The sequence below is a fragment of the Microbacterium testaceum genome, from assembly GCF_020781835.1.
In the GTDB taxonomy this organism is placed as follows: domain Bacteria; phylum Actinomycetota; class Actinomycetes; order Actinomycetales; family Microbacteriaceae; genus Microbacterium; species Microbacterium testaceum_H.
Genome location: NZ_JAJGNJ010000007.1, coordinates 21,284 through 36,680, shown reverse-complemented (window position 1 = coordinate 36,680; position 15,397 = coordinate 21,284). Strand labels below are relative to the sequence as shown.

16 protein-coding genes and 1 tRNA gene are annotated in these 15,397 nt (G+C 71.0%); 13 read left to right on the top strand and 4 right to left on the bottom strand.

Translation table 11 applies throughout. The features are described 5' to 3' along the window. The first annotated feature begins 23 nt into the window (after window positions 1–23). The 10 genes from LL239_RS11340 (at window position 24) to LL239_RS11295 (ending at window position 9,467) form a co-directional block, all read left to right on the top strand. Window positions 24–1,469 (top strand): MFS transporter, encoded by a 1,446-nt coding sequence (locus LL239_RS11340; RefSeq protein ID WP_228163548.1) that lies wholly within the window; start codon window positions 24–26, stop codon window positions 1,467–1,469. Window positions 1,470–1,526: 57 nt separating this feature from the next. Beyond that, window positions 1,527–2,339 carry an SGNH/GDSL hydrolase family protein gene (locus tag LL239_RS11335; protein ID WP_228163547.1) on the top strand — a complete coding sequence of 271 codons (813 nt, stop codon included), beginning with the start codon at window positions 1,527–1,529 and terminating at the stop codon, window positions 2,337–2,339. A gap of 31 nt (window positions 2,340–2,370) precedes the next feature. Beyond that, window positions 2,371–3,060 (top strand): O-methyltransferase, encoded by a 690-nt coding sequence (locus tag LL239_RS11330; RefSeq protein WP_228163546.1) that lies wholly within the window; start codon window positions 2,371–2,373, stop codon window positions 3,058–3,060. A 156-nt stretch (window positions 3,061–3,216) separates the two neighbouring features. Beyond that, window positions 3,217–4,497, top strand: a complete 1,281-nt coding sequence (gene eno, locus LL239_RS11325) for a phosphopyruvate hydratase (protein ID WP_228163545.1) — start codon at window positions 3,217–3,219, stop codon at window positions 4,495–4,497. Between the two features lie 168 nt (window positions 4,498–4,665). Next, entirely contained in the window at window positions 4,666–5,286 is a 621-nt protein-coding gene (locus LL239_RS11320; RefSeq protein ID WP_228163544.1) for an FtsB family cell division protein, read from the top strand. 61 nt (window positions 5,287–5,347) lie between these two features. Continuing rightward, window positions 5,348–5,866 carry a DUF501 domain-containing protein gene (locus tag LL239_RS11315; RefSeq protein ID WP_228163543.1) on the top strand — a complete coding sequence of 173 codons (519 nt, stop codon included), beginning with the start codon at window positions 5,348–5,350 and terminating at the stop codon, window positions 5,864–5,866. Then, the gene (locus LL239_RS11310; RefSeq protein WP_228163542.1) at window positions 5,863–7,179 is read left to right on the top strand and encodes a S8 family serine peptidase; all 1,317 of its coding nucleotides are present in this window, start codon (window positions 5,863–5,865) and stop codon (window positions 7,177–7,179) included. Before LL239_RS11315 ends, LL239_RS11310 begins: the two co-directional genes overlap by 4 nt. Further along, window positions 7,176–8,573 (top strand): NAD(P)/FAD-dependent oxidoreductase, encoded by a 1,398-nt coding sequence (locus LL239_RS11305; RefSeq protein WP_228163541.1) that lies wholly within the window; start codon window positions 7,176–7,178, stop codon window positions 8,571–8,573. The genes LL239_RS11310 and LL239_RS11305 overlap by 4 nt, the downstream gene beginning before the upstream one ends. An 88-nt stretch (window positions 8,574–8,661) precedes the next feature. Continuing rightward, window positions 8,662–8,735: transfer RNA gene (locus tag LL239_RS11300), tRNA-Leu, on the top strand. 162 nt (window positions 8,736–8,897) lie between these two features. Next, entirely contained in the window at window positions 8,898–9,467 is a 570-nt protein-coding gene (locus tag LL239_RS11295; RefSeq protein WP_228163540.1) for a LemA family protein, read from the top strand. A gap of 21 nt (window positions 9,468–9,488) precedes the next feature. On the opposite strand, the gene LL239_RS11290 is transcribed toward LL239_RS11295, so the two are convergent. Beyond that, window positions 9,489–10,757 carry a winged helix-turn-helix domain-containing protein gene (locus LL239_RS11290; protein ID WP_228163539.1) on the bottom strand — a complete coding sequence of 423 codons (1,269 nt, stop codon included), beginning with the start codon at window positions 10,755–10,757 and terminating at the stop codon, window positions 9,489–9,491. A gap of 71 nt (window positions 10,758–10,828) precedes the next feature. Here LL239_RS11290 and LL239_RS11285 point away from each other — a divergent pair, with 71 nt between their 5' ends. Both LL239_RS11285 and ilvA read left to right on the top strand, forming a co-directional pair. After that, window positions 10,829–12,019, top strand: coding sequence for an AI-2E family transporter (locus LL239_RS11285; RefSeq protein WP_228163538.1), 1,191 nt, complete (start codon window positions 10,829–10,831; stop codon window positions 12,017–12,019). Continuing rightward, a complete protein-coding gene (ilvA, locus tag LL239_RS11280) occupies window positions 12,016–13,245 on the top strand; it encodes a threonine ammonia-lyase (RefSeq protein ID WP_228163537.1) in 1,230 nt (409 codons plus the stop codon). Before LL239_RS11285 ends, ilvA begins: the two co-directional genes overlap by 4 nt. Before the next feature lie 51 nt (window positions 13,246–13,296). Here ilvA and greA read toward each other — a convergent pair whose 3' ends face one another. Continuing rightward, the gene (gene greA / locus LL239_RS11275) at window positions 13,297–13,788 is read right to left on the bottom strand and encodes a transcription elongation factor GreA (RefSeq protein WP_228163536.1); all 492 of its coding nucleotides are present in this window, start codon (window positions 13,786–13,788) and stop codon (window positions 13,297–13,299) included. Between the two features lie 108 nt (window positions 13,789–13,896). Continuing rightward, window positions 13,897–14,292, bottom strand: coding sequence for a DUF4307 domain-containing protein (locus LL239_RS11270; RefSeq protein WP_228163535.1), 396 nt, complete (start codon window positions 14,290–14,292; stop codon window positions 13,897–13,899). 63 nt (window positions 14,293–14,355) lie between these two features. Between LL239_RS11270 and LL239_RS11265 the strand changes: the two genes are divergently transcribed. Next, window positions 14,356–14,631, top strand: coding sequence for a hypothetical protein (locus LL239_RS11265; protein WP_228163534.1), 276 nt, complete (start codon window positions 14,356–14,358; stop codon window positions 14,629–14,631). Window positions 14,632–14,661: 30 nt separating this feature from the next. Here the strand turns inward: LL239_RS11265 and trhA are convergent, their stop codons facing one another. After that, complete coding sequence (gene trhA, locus LL239_RS11260) at window positions 14,662–15,354, bottom strand: PAQR family membrane homeostasis protein TrhA (protein WP_228163707.1); 693 nt, start codon at window positions 15,352–15,354, stop codon at window positions 14,662–14,664. Between the last annotated feature and the right edge of the window lie 43 nt (window positions 15,355–15,397).

Here is a 15,397-nt window from a genome sequence, read left to right as displayed (position 1 = left end):
GCCGCACCCCCCATGCTGGCATCATGACGACCTCCGCCCACCCGGCCAGCGCCACGTCGCCCGTGCCGACGGACACGACCGCCCCGGCGGTTCCCACCTGGCGATATATCGGCTTCCTCCTCGGACCCGGGGTCGGCACGTTCGCCTTCAACGCGGTGACCGTCATCCTGCCGACGCTGCGCGTCCGCTTCGGCGCCGACGACATCTCGCTCGAGCTCGTCATCGCCGGCTACGGCATCCCCTTCGCCGTCCTGCTGATCCTCGGCGGGCGTCTGGGCGACCGTTTCGGACGCCACCGCCTGTACACCGCGGGCATGGGGCTGTTCCTCGTCTCGGCGGTCGCGTGCGCACTCGCGCCGTCGGTGCAGACCCTCATCGCAGCGCGTGTGATCCAGGGCGTGGGTGCGGCCCTGTGCACCCCGCAGGTGCTCGCGACGATCCAGGCGACCTCCCGCGGAGCGGCGCGCACGCGCGCCATCGCGGCGTTCGGGGCGAGCGGCGGCATCGGCTCGGCGGTCGGTCAGGTCGCCGGCGGGGCGCTCGCGGCGGCCACGTTCGGCGCGGTCGACGGCTGGCGCGCGGTGTTCGTCGTCGTCGCGCTCGTGGCGGCCGCGGCGATCGCGCTGGCGCCGCTCGCCCCGCGCAGCCGCTCGCACGAGCACGTCGCGATCGACGTCGTCGGGACCGTCGCGCTGGCCCTCGGCATCCTCGCCGCCTCCGTCGCCCTGACGTTCGGCCCGGCCTGGAACTGGTCGTGGCCCGTGCTGGTCGTCATCGTGGTCGCGATCGTCGCGTTCGTGGCGATGTGGCGGCACCAGGACGCCGTCGAGCGGGGCGGGCGCGTTCCGCTTCTGCCGCCGAGCGTGCTGCGCCTGCGTCCGCTGCAGCTCGGTCTGCTGTCGGCCGCGCTGTTCTTCGCCGGGTACTCGGCGCTGCTCTACGTCTTCCCCCGGGCCATCGAGCACGGCGGGATGACCTCGCTCCAGGCCGGGCTCGCGCTCCTGCCGTTCGCGGTGGTGTTCGCGGTGATGTCGCTGACCGTCGCCCGCGTGCAGGCGCGATGGGGCGACGCGACCCTGCCCTTCGGCGTCGGGCTGCAGCTCGTCGCCTTGCTCGCGATGACGGCCACGGTCGCTCTCGCGTGGGGCCCGGACGTCGTGCTGTGGCTGCAGCCGGCCCTCGTGCTCCTCGGGGCCGGTCAGGCGCTCGTCTTCTCGCCACTGACACAACTCGTCGTTCGCGAGGTGCCCGTCCAGGCGGCGGGCTTGTCCGGCGGCATGTTCAGCACGGCGCAGCAGTTGGCCCTGTCCTTCGGTGTCATCGTCATCGGCGGGGTGGTCTCGTTCACCGGCGTCGCGGGACGGGAGGAGTTGATCGCGGGGCTCGCGCTCGATGTGGCGCTGGCCGCGGCTGTCCTCGTCCTCGCGCTCGTCCTGCGCGCTCGGGGGCGGCGACGAGTCGCCGACTGAGGGGTGGGCGCCGCGGCGCGTCACCGGCCGTTCACCGTGGCGCGGTGGGATCGCCTCATGCGCAGGCGCCGACCGATCACCGTCACCGCGGCGTCCTCGGTGGCCGTTCTCGGAGCGGCCGCGGTCGGGGCACGGACCCTGATCGCGCGGCAGGCGGCGATCGCACGCCGCCGGATCGGCAAGCCGCTGGGGGAGCAGGCGCTGGATGCCGACCGGGTGTGGCGCCGTAAGAAGCACCCGGGGCAGCCCGTCGAGCTCCTCCTGCTCGGAGACTCCATCGCCGCGGGGCTCGGTGCCGGTCACCGCCGCGACACCCTCGGAGCGCGCCTGGCCAAGGGGATCGCCCGATCGGAGAGGCGGCCGGTACGTCTGCGCACGGCGGCGGTGGTCGGCTCCGAGAGTTCGGCGCTGGCCGGGCAGTTGGCGACGCTGCCAGAGGCGTACCGCGCGGACGTCGCGGTCATCGTCGTCGGCGGCAACGACGTCACCCACCGCATCCCGGCCTCTCGCGCGGCCGTGCAGTTGGAGGACACCGTTCGGGCGCTGCGCAGCGCCGGCGTCCCGGTCGTCGTCGGCACCTGCCCGGATCTGGGGACGCTCCGCGCGATCCCGCAGCCCTTGCGCGCACTGGCGGCGCGCTCGTCGCGGCAGCTGGCGGCGGCCCAGGCCGCGGCCGTGCGGCGCGCCGGCGGACGCGTCGTCGCCCTCGCGCGCGCCGTCGGACCGGTGTTCGCCGACCGTCCCGACGAGATGTTCAGCGTCGACCGTTTCCACCCGAGCGCGCTCGGATACCGCCGCACCGCGGAGGCGCTGCTCCCGGCGGTCCTCGCCGCGCTCGCCTCCGACGCACCGCTGGCGCGCGGGCGTTGACCCTGGCCTCTTCCGTCGCCAGGCTGGGGAGGTGCCCACACACGACGACGTCGACGGCTTCCTCACCGACACCCTCATCGGCGACGACCCGGTCCTGGATGCCGCGCTCGCCGCGCAGCACGAGGCGGGGCTGCCCGCGATCGAGGTGTCGCCCGTCAGCGCGAAGTTCCTGCACCTCCTCGTCCGCATCAGCGGAGCACGGCGGGTGCTGGAGATCGGCACGCTCGGCGGATACTCCACGATCTGGCTCGCGCGTGCGCTACCGGACGGCGGCCGCGTCGTGACCATCGAGGCCGAGGAGCACAACGCCGGGGTCGCGCGGGAGAATCTCGAGCGCGCGGGGGTGGCCGACCTCGTCGACATCCGGGTGGGTCGCGGCCTGGATGTCCTGCCGAGCCTGGTGGGAGAGGAGCCGTTCGACCTCGTGTTCGTCGACGCCGACAAGGAGTCCAATCCCGGCTACCTCGATTGGGCGGCCCGTCTGGGCCGCCCCGGCACGGTCGTCGTGCTCGACAACGTCGTGCGCGGCGGTGCCGTCGCCGACCCGCCGCCGGGCGACACGAAGGTCGCGGGGGCACGCGCGGGCGTGGTGATGCTCGCGGAGGATCCGCGTTTCGACGCCACCGCGTTGCAGACCCTGGACCGCAAGGGGTGGGACGGCCTCGCTCTGGCCGTCGTCACCGACGTCGTGGCATCCGGGATCCCGGACGACCGGCCGTGATCGCGCCGGGCGGGCGACCGGGCGCGGCTTCGGGGCCGCGGGACCGACGGGCGGCGCCGACACCCGACCGCACACGCGCCGACCGCGATCACTAGACTCGAATACGGACCGACGACGCTCCGCTCTCTTCCACCCAGAACCAACGAGGAGTCCTTCGTGGCACTTATCGAGGCTGTCAACGCGCGCGAGATCCTGGATTCGCGCGGTAACCCGACCGTCGAGGTGGAGGTGCTCCTCGACGACGGCATCGTCCAGCGCGCGGCCGTCCCCTCCGGCGCGTCCACCGGTGCCTTCGAGGCCTACGAGCTGCGCGACGGCGACAAGAGCCGCTACGGCGGCAAGGGCGTCCTGAAGGCCGTCGCCGCGGTCGTCGACGAGCTCGGCCCCGCGATCGAGGGCGTCGAGGCCAGCGAACAGCGCATCATCGACGAGATCCTCATCGAGACCGACGGCACCGAGAACAAGTCGCGCACCGGCGCCAACGCCATCCTCGGCGTCTCGCTCGCCGTCGCCAAGGCCGCCGCCGACAGCGCCGATCTGCCCCTCTTCCGGTACCTGGGCGGACCCAACGCGCACCTCCTGCCCGTGCCGTTGTTCAACGTCATCAACGGGGGAGAGCACGCCGACAACGGCATCGACTTCCAGGAGTTCTTCCTCGCGCCGATCGGTGCCGACACGTACGGCGAGTCGCTGCGCTGGGGGACCGAGGTCTACCACGTCCTCAAGGGCGAGCTGAAGTCCGCGGGCTACAACACCGGACTCGGCGACGAGGGCGGCTTCGCCCCCGACCTGCCCAGCAACCGCGAGGGCCTCGACTTCCTGATCCGCGCGATCGAGAAGGCCGGCTTCACCCCCGGCACCGACATCGCGGTCGGGCTCGACGTCGCCGCCACCGAGTTCTACAAGGACGGTGTCTACACCGTCGAGGGCAAGGCGTGGACGGTCGACGAGCTCGTCGACTACTTCGCCGACCTCGTCGCGAACTTCCCGATCGTCACGATCGAGGACGCTCTCGCCGAAGACGACTGGGACGGCTGGAAGAAGCTCACCGAGACCATCGGCTCGAAGGTCCAGCTCGTCGGCGACGACCTGTTCGTCACCAACCCCAAGCGCCTGAAGCAGGGCATCGACCTCGGCGTCGCGAACTCGCTCCTGGTGAAGGTCAACCAGATCGGCACGCTCTCGGAGACCCTGGATGCCATCGCCCTCGCGACCCGTTCGGGCTACACGTCCATGCTGTCGCACCGTTCGGGTGAGACCGAGGACACCACGATCGCCGACCTCGCCGTCGCCGTGAACGCCGGTCAGATCAAGACGGGTGCACCGGCCCGCAGCGAGCGCGTCGCGAAGTACAACCAGCTGCTGCGCATCGAGGAGGACCTGGGCGACGCCGCCGTCTTCGCCGGCCGCTCGGCGTTCCCCCGCTTCAAGGGCTGAGCGCTTCGCGCACGAAGGGGGGAGCCGGGAGGCTCCCCCCTTCGTCGTCCGCGGTCTTCGTCGGTCGGGTGACCCGCGCTCGGCGCGTCACCCGGGCGACAGCACCCCGCGACGTAGAGTCGGATACCGCCCGGGGAGCGGACCCCGCGTGGGCAGGAAGGAGACGTCGTGGACCGACCGACGCTCCCGTCCCCCCGAGGGCGGAACGAGACGCCGACGCCCCCCAAGGAGAAGGACCGTCGTCGCCGCCCGGGCGCGACACGACAGCCCCCCACACGCGCGGCTGCGTCCGAGCGCGCCACCGAGCCGGGTGCGCGTCGGGTAGACGTCCGTGAGTGGCTCGGCGGACTGCGCATCTCGGGTTTCGTGGTGATCATGCTCGGTCTCGTGGTGCTCGGCACGTTCGTGCTCGTCCCGACGGTCGGCACCTACATGAACCAGCGGCAGCAGATCCAGGCGCTGCGCAGCGCGGTGGCGCTCAGCCAGAGCGAGGTCGCGGATCTGCAGTCCCAGCGGGAGCGCTGGTCCGATCCGGCCTACATCACCACGCAAGCACGCGAGCGCCTGTTCTACACCATGCCCGGCGAGGTCGTGTATCTCATCGACGACGACCTCCCGGCCTCGGCGGCCCCGCAGGAGCAACAGGACGTCTCGCAGGATGTGGGGCAGACGCGGACCGATTGGATGGCTCAGCTCGTACGCTCGGTCACCTCGGCCGGGGCCGCCCAGGTCGCGGCTCCCGTGATCGGCGTGCCGGACCCGGCATCCGGTTCCGCCCCGACCCCCTGATCGGTCCGGCTTCCGGTGGGCGTCGGCGGACGACGCCGGGGCTCCGGGTACCCTGGAGGCGATGAGCACCCCGCCCCTTCCCCCCGCCTCCGACGCCGATCTCGACGTGCTGCAGTCGCAGCTGGATCGTGTTCCGCGCGGCGTCGTGGGCATCGCGGCGCGATGCGTCTGCGGGAATCCTACGGTCGTGGCGACCTCTCCGCGCCTCGACGACGGCAGCCCGTTCCCGACCTTCTACTACCTGACGCACCCCGCCGCCACGGCGGCGATGTCGGTGCTCGAGGCGTCGCACGTCATGAAGGAGTTCTCCGACGACCTCGCGGAGGACGACGACCTTCGCGCCGCCTACGCCGCGGCGCACGACGCCTACCTGCGCGATCGCGCGGTCTATGGCGAGCCCGAGGAGATCGCCGGTATCTCCGCCGGCGGCATGCCCACGCGCGTGAAGTGCCTGCACGCGCTGGCCGGGCACGCGCTGGCGGCCGGGCCGGGGGTGAACCCGATCGGCGACCGAGCCCTCGCCCGCGGAACGTGGTCGCCCGAGCGCTGCGAGTGCGAGACCCCCGGGGCGAGCGGATGAGACGCGTCGTCGCGGCCGTGGCATCCGTCGTCCTGGGCGTCGTGGTGCTGACGGGTGCGACAGCGGCGCCGGTCCCGGAAGACCCCACGGACCCGGTGCGGGCCGCCGAGTACTGGCTCGACCAGTACGGCATCCGCGACGCGTGGAACACCACGCGCGGCGCAGGACAGAAGATCGCGATCATCGACACGGGCATCGCCCGCGGACCCGTGGAGTTCACCGGCGCCGTGGCCGCCGGCACCGACGTGTCCGGCGTGGGCGCTCCAGACGGACGCACCCCCGTCGGCGCGGTCGACTCGAACCACGGCAGCTGGGTCGCCTCGCTCGCTGCGTCCCGTGGCACCGGCGACGGCCGGGGCATGATCGGGGTCGCCCCCGAGGCCGAGTTGCTGTCGATCTCGGTGGGATTCGGCGCGTCCACGTCGAAACCCTTCACCGAGCAGATCGTCGACGCGCTGCACTGGGCGGTCGACGAAGGGGCGACGGTGATCAACATGTCGCTGACCACCAACACCCTCGACTGGGATCCCAGCTGGGACGAGGCGTTCCAATACGCCTTCGATCACGACGTCGTCGTCGTGGTCGCCGCGGGCAACCGCGGAAGCGGCACCTCTCGCGTCGGCGCGCCCGCCACGATTCCGGGGGTCCTCGCCGTCGGTGGCGTCGACCCGTCGGGAAACGCCAGCAACGACGCGTCCACGCAGGGCATCACGATCGGACTGTCCGCCCCGAGCGAGCGCCTCCTCGGCGTCTCGGCGGACGGGACCCTCGTGCAGTGGAACGGCACCAGCGGGGCTGCGCCGATCGTGTCGGGCATTGCGGCCCTCGTACGGGCTGCGCACCCGGACCTGGATGCCGACAACGTGCTGAACAGGTTGATCCGCACGGCCAAGCCGGCCCCCGGGGCCGCGGCGGGGTCTGGCCAGGACGCGCTCTACGGCTACGGGCTGGTCGACGCTTCGGCCGCGGTCTCATCGACCGCCGTGCCCACGGTGTCGTCCAATCCGCTCGGTGACCTGGCCGAATGGGTGCGCCTGTATCGGCGCGCGAACGCTCCCGCCCCCACCGGTGAGCCGACCAGCGCACCCGTGGAGATCCCGCCGCTGCCGTCGGCTGATTCCGCGCCCCGGGCGTCCTCGCCGCTGCTGCCGACACGCGACAGTCTGCTGTACGGGACACTGCCGCTCGCCGGTGGCACCCTCGCGGCTATAATGATCACGCTCGGCGTCAGTGCTGCTGCCAGGCGAATCCGACAGGCGCGCACCTCTCGCGAGCCGAGCCGCACCACAAACCAGGAGTCTCTTCCATCGTGACCAGCACCGTGCCCAAGATCCTCATCGTCGGCGGAGGCTACGCGGGTTTCTACACCGCTTGGAAGCTCGAGAAGCTCCTCGGCCGCAACGAGGCCGAGGTCACTCTCGTCGATCCGCTGCCGTACATGACGTACCAGCCCTTCCTTCCCGAGGTCGCCGCCGGTGAGATCGAGCCCCGCCACGTCGTGGTCGGACTGCGCCGCCACCTCAAGCGCACCACCGTCATCGCCGGGAAGGTCACGGGCATCGAGCACGCGACGAAGACCGCCACCATCACCCCGATCGCGGGTGACGAGCCGTGGACGCAGGAGTACGACCAGATCGTCGTGACCGCCGGTGCCGTCTCGCGCACGTTCCCGATCCCCGGTATCGCCGAGAACGCGATCGGTCTGAAGACGATCGAGGAGGCCGTCGCGATCCGTGACCGTCTGACGTCGAACTTCGACAAGGCCTCCGTGCTCCCGGCCGGTCCCGACCGTGATCGGCTGCTCACGGTCGTCGTCGTCGGCGGTGGCTTCGCAGGAATCGAGGTGTTCGCCGAGCTGCGCGCCTACGCGTCCTCGCTGCTCACGCAGTACCCGACGCTGACGTTCGACGACACGCACTTCCACCTCATCGAGGCGATGGGGCGCATCATGCCCGAGGTCTCGCAGAAGACGAGCGAGTGGGTGCTGGCCGACCTGGCGAAGAAGGGGGCATTCGTGCACCTCGACACCCAGGTCAAGGGCGCCGTCGACGGTGTCGTCGAGTTCTCCACCGGTGAGCAGCTGCCCACCGATCTCATCATCTGGACCGCGGGCGTCATGGCCAACCCGACCGTCGTGCGCGGCAGCGACCTGCCGGTAGAGGAGCGCGGTCGCATCCGCACCCGTCCCGACCTGCGCGTGGGCACCGACGAGGAGATCGTCGAGGGTGCGTGGGCCGCCGGCGACGTGTCCGCCGTTCCCGACCTGTCCGGCGGCGGCGTGGGCGGCTTCTGCGTTCCCAACGCTCAGCACGCGGTGCGCCAGGGCAAGCTCATGGCGAAGAACATCGTCGCGGTGCTGCGCGGCGAGGAGCCAAAACAGTACTTCCACAAGAACCTCGGTGCGGTCGCCGGCCTGGGCCTGTACAACGGTGCGTTCCAGTCGGGCAAGATCGCCCTGACCGGTCTGCTCGCCTGGTTCGCCCACCGCGGCTACCACGGCCTGGCCATGCCGACGTGGGAGCGCAAGTTCCGCGTCGTCGGCGACTGGGTGCAGAACTTCTTCCACGGCCGCGAGACCGTGTCGCTCGAGACGGTCCAGAACCCGCGCGCGACCTTCGAGGAGTTCGCTGCCCGCCCGCGTCCGGCGCAGCCCGCGGCCGAGGCCCCGACCGACAAGAAGCCCGAGAAGGTCGGCGCCCCCCGCTGACCCCCGACCGAGACCCCCGCGCACGCCGCGGGGGTCTTGTCGTCCCCGGATGCCGTCACCCTCCGCGCTACGGTGGAGCGTGGCATCCGCCCCCGTAGCCCAATGGCAGAGGCAGGCGACTTAAAATCGCTCCAGGTGTGGGTTCGAGTCCCACCGGGGGTACGTGTTCGGCGCATCGGCCGCTCAGCGCGGTCGCTGTGCGTGCCGAACGGTTGGCGCTCACGGGCGCGCGTGCGTATCCACTGGGAGTCGTCTGCGGGCCCGGGTGGTCCGACGGCCGCGCCGTTAGGATTGTGCCGCAGTCGTCGATCGGAGTACCGGAACATGTGGGAGTGGCTCGTCCCCGTCATCGTGGTCGTCGCGATCCTGGTGATCGCGGGGATCTATCTCTGGGCGACGTACAACGCGCTCGTCTCGCTGAACGTGCGCGTCGACGAGGCGTGGAGCGACATCACGGTCCAGCTCAAGCGCCGGGCCGACCTGCTCCCGAACCTCATCGAGACGGTCAAGGGGTACGCGGCCCACGAGAAGGCCGTGTTCGAGAACGTCACGCGCGCACGAGCGGAGACCATCTCCGCCCAGAGTCCGGCGGAGGCGGGTATCGCCGAGGGGCACATGCAGCAGGCGCTCAAGTCGCTGTTCGCCGTCGCCGAGGCCTACCCTCAGCTCCAGGCGAGCCAGAACTTCCTGCAGCTGCAGCAGTCGATCGTCGACACCGAGGACAAGATCCAGGCGTCGCGCCGGTTCTACAACGGCGGTGTCCGCGAGCTGAACACCAAGATCAAGGTGTTCCCCAACAACCTCTTCGCACGACAGCTGGGCTTCCAGGCGAGGGAGTTCTTCGAGGTCGTCGACGGTGCCGCGATCTCGGAGCCGCCTCGCGTGCAGTTCTGACGCGTCCCCGTCCGCGCCCCCTCAGTCCATAAGGAGCGAGGGGGCGCGGACGTCGACGGGTGCTTGGGGATGGTCGTGCCGGTCGGCGTCGAGGGCCCCGGCCACGGCGTCGGCGGCATCACCCCACCGTGAGACCGTGACCCGCTCGAGGCCCTGCCACGCGGCGGCCGTCCGCAGTTCCGCGGCCAGGCGCTCGGCGGCGTCGGCGGGCGCGCCGTGCTCCCACCACGCCGACTGCACCCTAAGCGCCGATGCGGCACGGTCGGCCTTGAGATCGATACGACCGACGACATCGTCGCCGACGATGACCGGCAGCGAGTAATAGCCGAACCGCCGCTTCTCGGCCGGCGTGTAGATCTCGATCCGGTAGTCGAAGTCGAACAGACGCTCGGCGCGGTCGCGGAACCACACCACCGGGTCGAAGGGAGTGAGGATCGCCGTCGCGTCGACGCGGCGGGGGCGCGCGGCATCCCGATGCAGCCACGCCTTCGCGGGGCGTCCGCCGACCTGCCACCCCTCGACGGCGACGGGTTCGAGTTCACCGGCGTCGACGAGATCGCGCACCGCGGCGAGGACCGCGGGTCGGTCACGAATACGCCAATAGTCGGCGAGATCGGCGGCCGTCGCGACACCATACGCCACCGCGGCCCGTCGGACGAGTTCGTGGATCGCCTCGGCGCGTGGGACGGGGGAGTCGAGCACCGCCGCCGGAAGGACGTCGGATGCCAGTGCGTACCGCCGCTCGAATCCGCGGCGTCCTGCGATCGCGACGTCGCCCATGAGCCACAGGCGCTCGAGGCCGTTCTTGACGTCGTCCCAGCCCCACCACGATCCGCGGGAGCCCGCGCGCGCGTCGTGCTCGATATCGGCGGGTCGCAGCGGCCCGCGCGCGGCCAGTTCGTCGCGCAACCACTGCAGCAGACCGGCGTTGGCGAGGGCCCAGTCGTCTTCGCCGTACTTCTCGCGCAGCGCGTCGCGGCGGAACTGCAGCAGCGGCCAGTCGGCGACCTCGACGAGGGAGGCCACGTGCGCCCAGGACTCCACCCATCGAGGGCGCCGGGAGAACGCCAGTCGGTCCAGGAGCGTCGTGTCGTACGCCCCGAGACGCGCGAACAGCGGCATGTAGTGCGACCGTGAGAAGACGTTGACCGAATCGATCTGGAGGATCCGCATCCGCTGCAGCGCGCCGGTGATCTGTCGCGTGCCGACGGCCGCGGGGCGGGGGCGCCCGATGCCCTGGGCGGCGAGCGCGATGCGGCGCGCGTCGGCGCGGCGGAGGGTCGTCGTCATGCATGCCAGCGTAGGCATGGGCTCCGACATTCTCGGCGTTCGCGAGGATCGCGCGGAGGTAGGCTGACGGGATGACCGGAAGCGATCCCGAGAACCGCGGGTCGCTCCTCGACGCCCTGCGGCGGCGGACGGTCTCCAGTGATCTGTCCCCCGCGGTTCCTCCGGCGCTGCGTCAGGTCACCGCGTACTCGTGGCGTCTGCTCGTCATCGCTGCGGCGGCCGGCGTCGTGGTGTGGCTCGTCATCCAGCTCAAGCTCCTCGTCATCCCGATCCTGGTCGCGATCCTCGTCACCGCGCTCGTGTGGCCCGCGTTCTCGTTCCTCCTGCGCCATCGGTGGCCGCGGTGGCTGGCCATCGTGGTGACGGTCCTGGGAACGATCGCGATCATCTCCGGTCTGCTGTGGCTCGCGGTCTGGCAGATCACGCGTGAGTTCGCCTCCGTCCGCGAGCGCACGGTCGACGCGGTGGGCCAGTTCCGGCAATACCTGATAGATGGCCCCCTGCATCTGAGCCCGCAGCAGATCGACGACGGCCTGCGGCAGGCGGGCTCGTTCCTCCAGCAGCAGGCGGAGCTGCTGTGGACCGGCGCCCTGGCGATCGGTACGACCCTCGGCCACGTCGCCACGGGCCTGCTCCTGACCCTGTTCATCCTGCTGTGCCTTCTCGCGGACGGCGCGGGGATCTGGCGGTGGACGACGCGACTGTTCCCGCGCGTGGCACGGCCCGCCGTCGACGGGGCCGGTCGCGCCGGATGGCGTACCGTGATCACGTACGCGCGCACCCAGCTTCTCGTGGCGACGATCGACGCGATCGGCATCGGTCTGGGCGCGTTCCTGCTCGGGGTGCCGCTGGCCATCCCGATCGGCGTCCTGGTCTTCCTCGGGGCGTTCATCCCGTTCGTGGGCGCGGTCGTCACCGGCGCTCTCGCGGTCTTCATCGCGCTGGTCTACAACGGTCCGCTGATCGCCCTGTTCATGCTCATCGTCGTGCTCGGCGTGCAGCAACTCGAGAGCCACGTGCTGCAGCCGATCCTCATGGGTTCCGCCGTGAAGGTGCATCCCCTCGCCGTCGTGCTCGTGGTCGCGGGCGGCGCGATGATCGGCGGCATCCCCGGCGCGCTGTTCGCCGTGCCCCTCGCCGCCTTCGTCAACGTCGTCGCGGTCTATCTCAGTACCCACGCGTGGCGCGACGGCGGTGCGTCCGTCGATTCCGCCGACCTCATCTGGCAGACCGTGCCCCGCGATCGCGGAAGGAGATCATGATCGACACGCCCACCTTGGCCGAGTTCGAGGATGCCGCGCAGACTCTGCGCGGCATCATCACGCGGACGCCCCTCGACCAGTCGCTGCACCTGACCGAGCTGCTCGGCGTCCCCGTCCACCTCAAGCTCGAGAATCTCCAACGCACCGGGTCGTTCAAGATCCGCGGGGCGACCTACCGCCTGTCGCGGCTGACGGCCGAGGAACGGCAGCGCGGTGTCGTGGCGGCCTCGGCCGGCAACCACGCGCAGGGTGTGGCGCTGGCGGCGCAGCAGCTGGGCATCTCGGCCACGATCTTCATGCCGCTGGGCGTCCCCGTGCCCAAACTCCTGGCGACCCGCGGATACGGCGCCGAGGTCGTCCTGGAAGGAGCGACGGTCGAGACGCCGCTCCGACTGGCCGCGGAGTTCGCCGAGCGCACCGGAGCGGTGCTCATCCACCCCTTCGATCACCGCGACATCATCGTCGGCCAAGGCACGCTCGGACTGGAGCTCGTCGAGGACCTGCCCGACCTCGACACGGTCATCGTCGGGATCGGCGGCGGGGGCCTGGCCGCGGGCGTGGCGGCGGCGGTCAAGGCGCGGGCAGCGGCCCAGGGCCGTGACGTGCGCATCATCGGGGTGCAGGCCGAGAACTCCGCCGCCTACCCGACCTCGCTGGCTGCGGGCTACCCCATCCAGGTGCCGACGACGCCGACGATCGCCGACGGCATCGCCGTCGCGCGTCCGGGCGATCTGCCCTTCGAGCTCATCCGCCAATACATCGACGAGGTCGTCACGGTCACCGAGGATGACATCGCGCGGGCGCTGCTGGTGCTCCTCGAGCGTGCCAAGCAGGTCGTGGAGCCGGCCGGCGCCGTCGGCGTCGCCGCGATCCTCGCCGGCAAGGTGCGGGCCACCGGAACGACCGTGACCATCCTCTCCGGGGGGAACATCGACCCGTTGCTGCTCCAGCGCGTCGTCGCGCACGGGTTGTCGGCATCCGGTCGATACATGTCGCTGCGCATCCCGCTCCCCGACCGCCCGGGTCAGCTGGCCCGCGTGTCGGAACTGCTGGCTCAGGTGGGGGCGAACGTCATCGAGGTGTTGCACACGCGGCACGGGCAGGGTCTGCAGATCAGCGAGGTCATCCTGCAGCTGAGCGTGGAGACCCGGGGCGCCGAGCATCGCGCCCTGGTCATCCGCACGCTGGAGGAGGCCGGCTTCGTCGCCACGGTGGTTCCGGACTGAAACACCTCGGGCCGCTCACCCGAGGTGGGGGAGCGGCCCGAGGCCCGCGGGTCACTGACCCGAGTAGGTCTCGACCTTCACGATCTCGACCGAGATCTGCTTGCCGTTGGGGGCGGTATACGACCCGCTGTCGCCTTCCTTCATGCCGAGGATCGCTTCGCCGAGCGGCGAGGCCTCGCTGTAGACATCGAGCTCGGAGTCGGCGGCGATCTCACGGTTGCCCAGCAGGAACTTCTCCTCGCCGCCGGCGATGAGCGCGGTCACCACGGTGCCCGACTCGACCACGCCCGTGCTCTCGGGCGCCTCGCCGACCTTGGCGTTCTTCAGCAGCTGCTGGAGCGTGCGGATGCGGGCTTCCTGCTTGCCCTGCTCGTCCTTCGCGGCGTGGTAGCCGCCGTTCTCCTTGAGGTCGCCCTCTTCGCGGGCGGCTTCGATGCGCTTGGCGATCTCTTCGCGGCCCGTGGTCGAGAGGTGCTCGAGCTCGTGGGCGAGACGGTCGTAGGCATCCTGGGTGAGGAACGTCACCTGAGCGTCGCTGGACACGGTGGTCTCCTTCGTCGATCGGGCCGGCGCTGCGGCACGAAGACGGCGCCCGCCGGGTATATGTCGAACGCCCCGGCATCGAGCCGGGGCGCGTCTTGAGAAAAAAGCCTACGGCACCCAGCAGGAGTTGACAAAACCCGTCGTCGCCAGGGCCAGCGTCGGGATCTCCTCCGAGAAGGCGCGGCTGTGATCCTCGGATGCCGGGTACTCGACGACCCGCCAGCCGACCGTGCCGTGGTCTTCGTCCTGCGCCTCGATGGCGCACGCGACCGGCTGTCCGACGGGGGCCGTGATCTGGAACGAGATCGTGACGCGCTCGGCATCCACGACCGAGAAGCCCGTGTCGACGGCGGTGACGGAGGCCAGGCTGTTCGACACCGTGGTCCAGCCGAGCGCGGCGGTGAGGCCGACGGCCACGACGCCCACCACACTCCACAGCGCGATGCGGCGACGCGGCGACCGGGTACGACCGTAACGCTCGTCGAGCATCTCCTGCGTCGTCATGGTCTCCCCGGGCTTTAGGCTGGACTTCCAGGCTACGCGCTCCCGCCCGGACCGAAGGACGTCATGCTCACCGCGCTCGCTGCCCTCGCGGCCACGCCCACTCCCGCGTCGACCCCCGACCCCACGATCGTCACGCCGGGTCCTCTCGGGTTCGCGGCGATCGCCTTCATCGGCGTCGCGGTGTTCCTCCTCGTGTGGGACATGCTTCGCCGGATCCGGCGGGGTCGCTACCGTGAAGAGGTCAACGCGGAACTGGATGCCGAGGAGCAGGCACGCGCCGCCCAGGCCGCCAGCGAGACCGACGACGAGGACATCGATCCCGACGCCCGGCGCCGCTGACGCGGGCGTGGGGCGGCGCCATCCCTTCGGTCAGCCGCCGTGGTACGCCGGTGCGAGCGCGATCAGCAGGCACGCGGTCCAGTGGCACAGGAAGGCCAGCACCGTGCACACGTGGAAGATCTCGTGGAAACCGAAGTGGCCCGGCCACGGGTTGGGGCGCTTGAGGGCGTAGACGACCGCGCCCGCGGTGTAGAGCAGCCCGCCGACGACGACGAGGACCATCATCGCGGGGTTCGCCTCGAACAGGTCGACGATGTACATCACCGCCGCCCACCCGAGGGCGAGGTAGAGCGCCACGTACAGCCAGCGCGGGGCATTGATCCAGAACACGCGGAAGAAGATCCCGAGGATCGCGCCGCCCCAGACGATGGACAGCAGCAGGACCGTCTGCGGGGTGTCCAGGGCCAGAACCGCGAGCGGCGTGTAGGTGCCGGCGATCAGCAGCAGGATGTTCGCGTGGTCGATGCGCTTGAGCACCGCCCTGGTCTTCGGCTTCCAGTTGAAGCGGTGGTAGAGCGCGGAGTTGCCGAACAGCAGCATCGAGGTCGCCATGAACACCGCGGAAGCCCACTTCGCGGGCGCCCCGTGCGCGAGGCTGATGAGTACGATCCCGGCGGCGATGGCCACGGGGAAGGTGCCGGCATGGATCCACCCGCGCCACGTCGGCTTCAGGTCGGCCTGCGCGCCGACCGCCCCCGCTTCGAGGAGGGGGAGCTGGGGCATGTCGGGGCCGTCGTCGGCGGGGGAGCGCGTCACCCCTCGACCC

Excerpts from the sequence above, each read along its gene's own strand:
- LL239_RS11335 (WP_228163547.1), top strand. The coding sequence starts at position 1,527 with ATGCGCAGGCGCCGACCGATCACCGTCACCGCGGCGTCCTCGGTGGCC.
- LL239_RS11310 (WP_228163542.1), top strand. The coding sequence starts at position 5,863 with ATGAGACGCGTCGTCGCGGCCGTGGCATCCGTCGTCCTGGGCGTCGTG.
- ilvA (WP_228163537.1), top strand. The coding sequence starts at position 12,016 with ATGATCGACACGCCCACCTTGGCCGAGTTCGAGGATGCCGCGCAGACT.
- LL239_RS11315 (WP_228163543.1), top strand. The coding sequence starts at position 5,348 with ATGAGCACCCCGCCCCTTCCCCCCGCCTCCGACGCCGATCTCGACGTG.
- LL239_RS11265 (WP_228163534.1), top strand. The coding sequence starts at position 14,356 with ATGCTCACCGCGCTCGCTGCCCTCGCGGCCACGCCCACTCCCGCGTCG.
- trhA (WP_228163707.1), bottom strand. The coding sequence starts at position 15,354 with ATGCCCCAGCTCCCCCTCCTCGAAGCGGGGGCGGTCGGCGCGCAGGCC.
- LL239_RS11295 (WP_228163540.1), top strand. The coding sequence starts at position 8,898 with ATGTGGGAGTGGCTCGTCCCCGTCATCGTGGTCGTCGCGATCCTGGTG.
- LL239_RS11270 (WP_228163535.1), bottom strand. The coding sequence starts at position 14,292 with ATGACGACGCAGGAGATGCTCGACGAGCGTTACGGTCGTACCCGGTCG.
- LL239_RS11340 (WP_228163548.1), top strand. The coding sequence starts at position 24 with ATGACGACCTCCGCCCACCCGGCCAGCGCCACGTCGCCCGTGCCGACG.
- LL239_RS11290 (WP_228163539.1), bottom strand. The coding sequence starts at position 10,757 with ATGACGACGACCCTCCGCCGCGCCGACGCGCGCCGCATCGCGCTCGCC.
- LL239_RS11285 (WP_228163538.1), top strand. The coding sequence starts at position 10,829 with ATGACCGGAAGCGATCCCGAGAACCGCGGGTCGCTCCTCGACGCCCTG.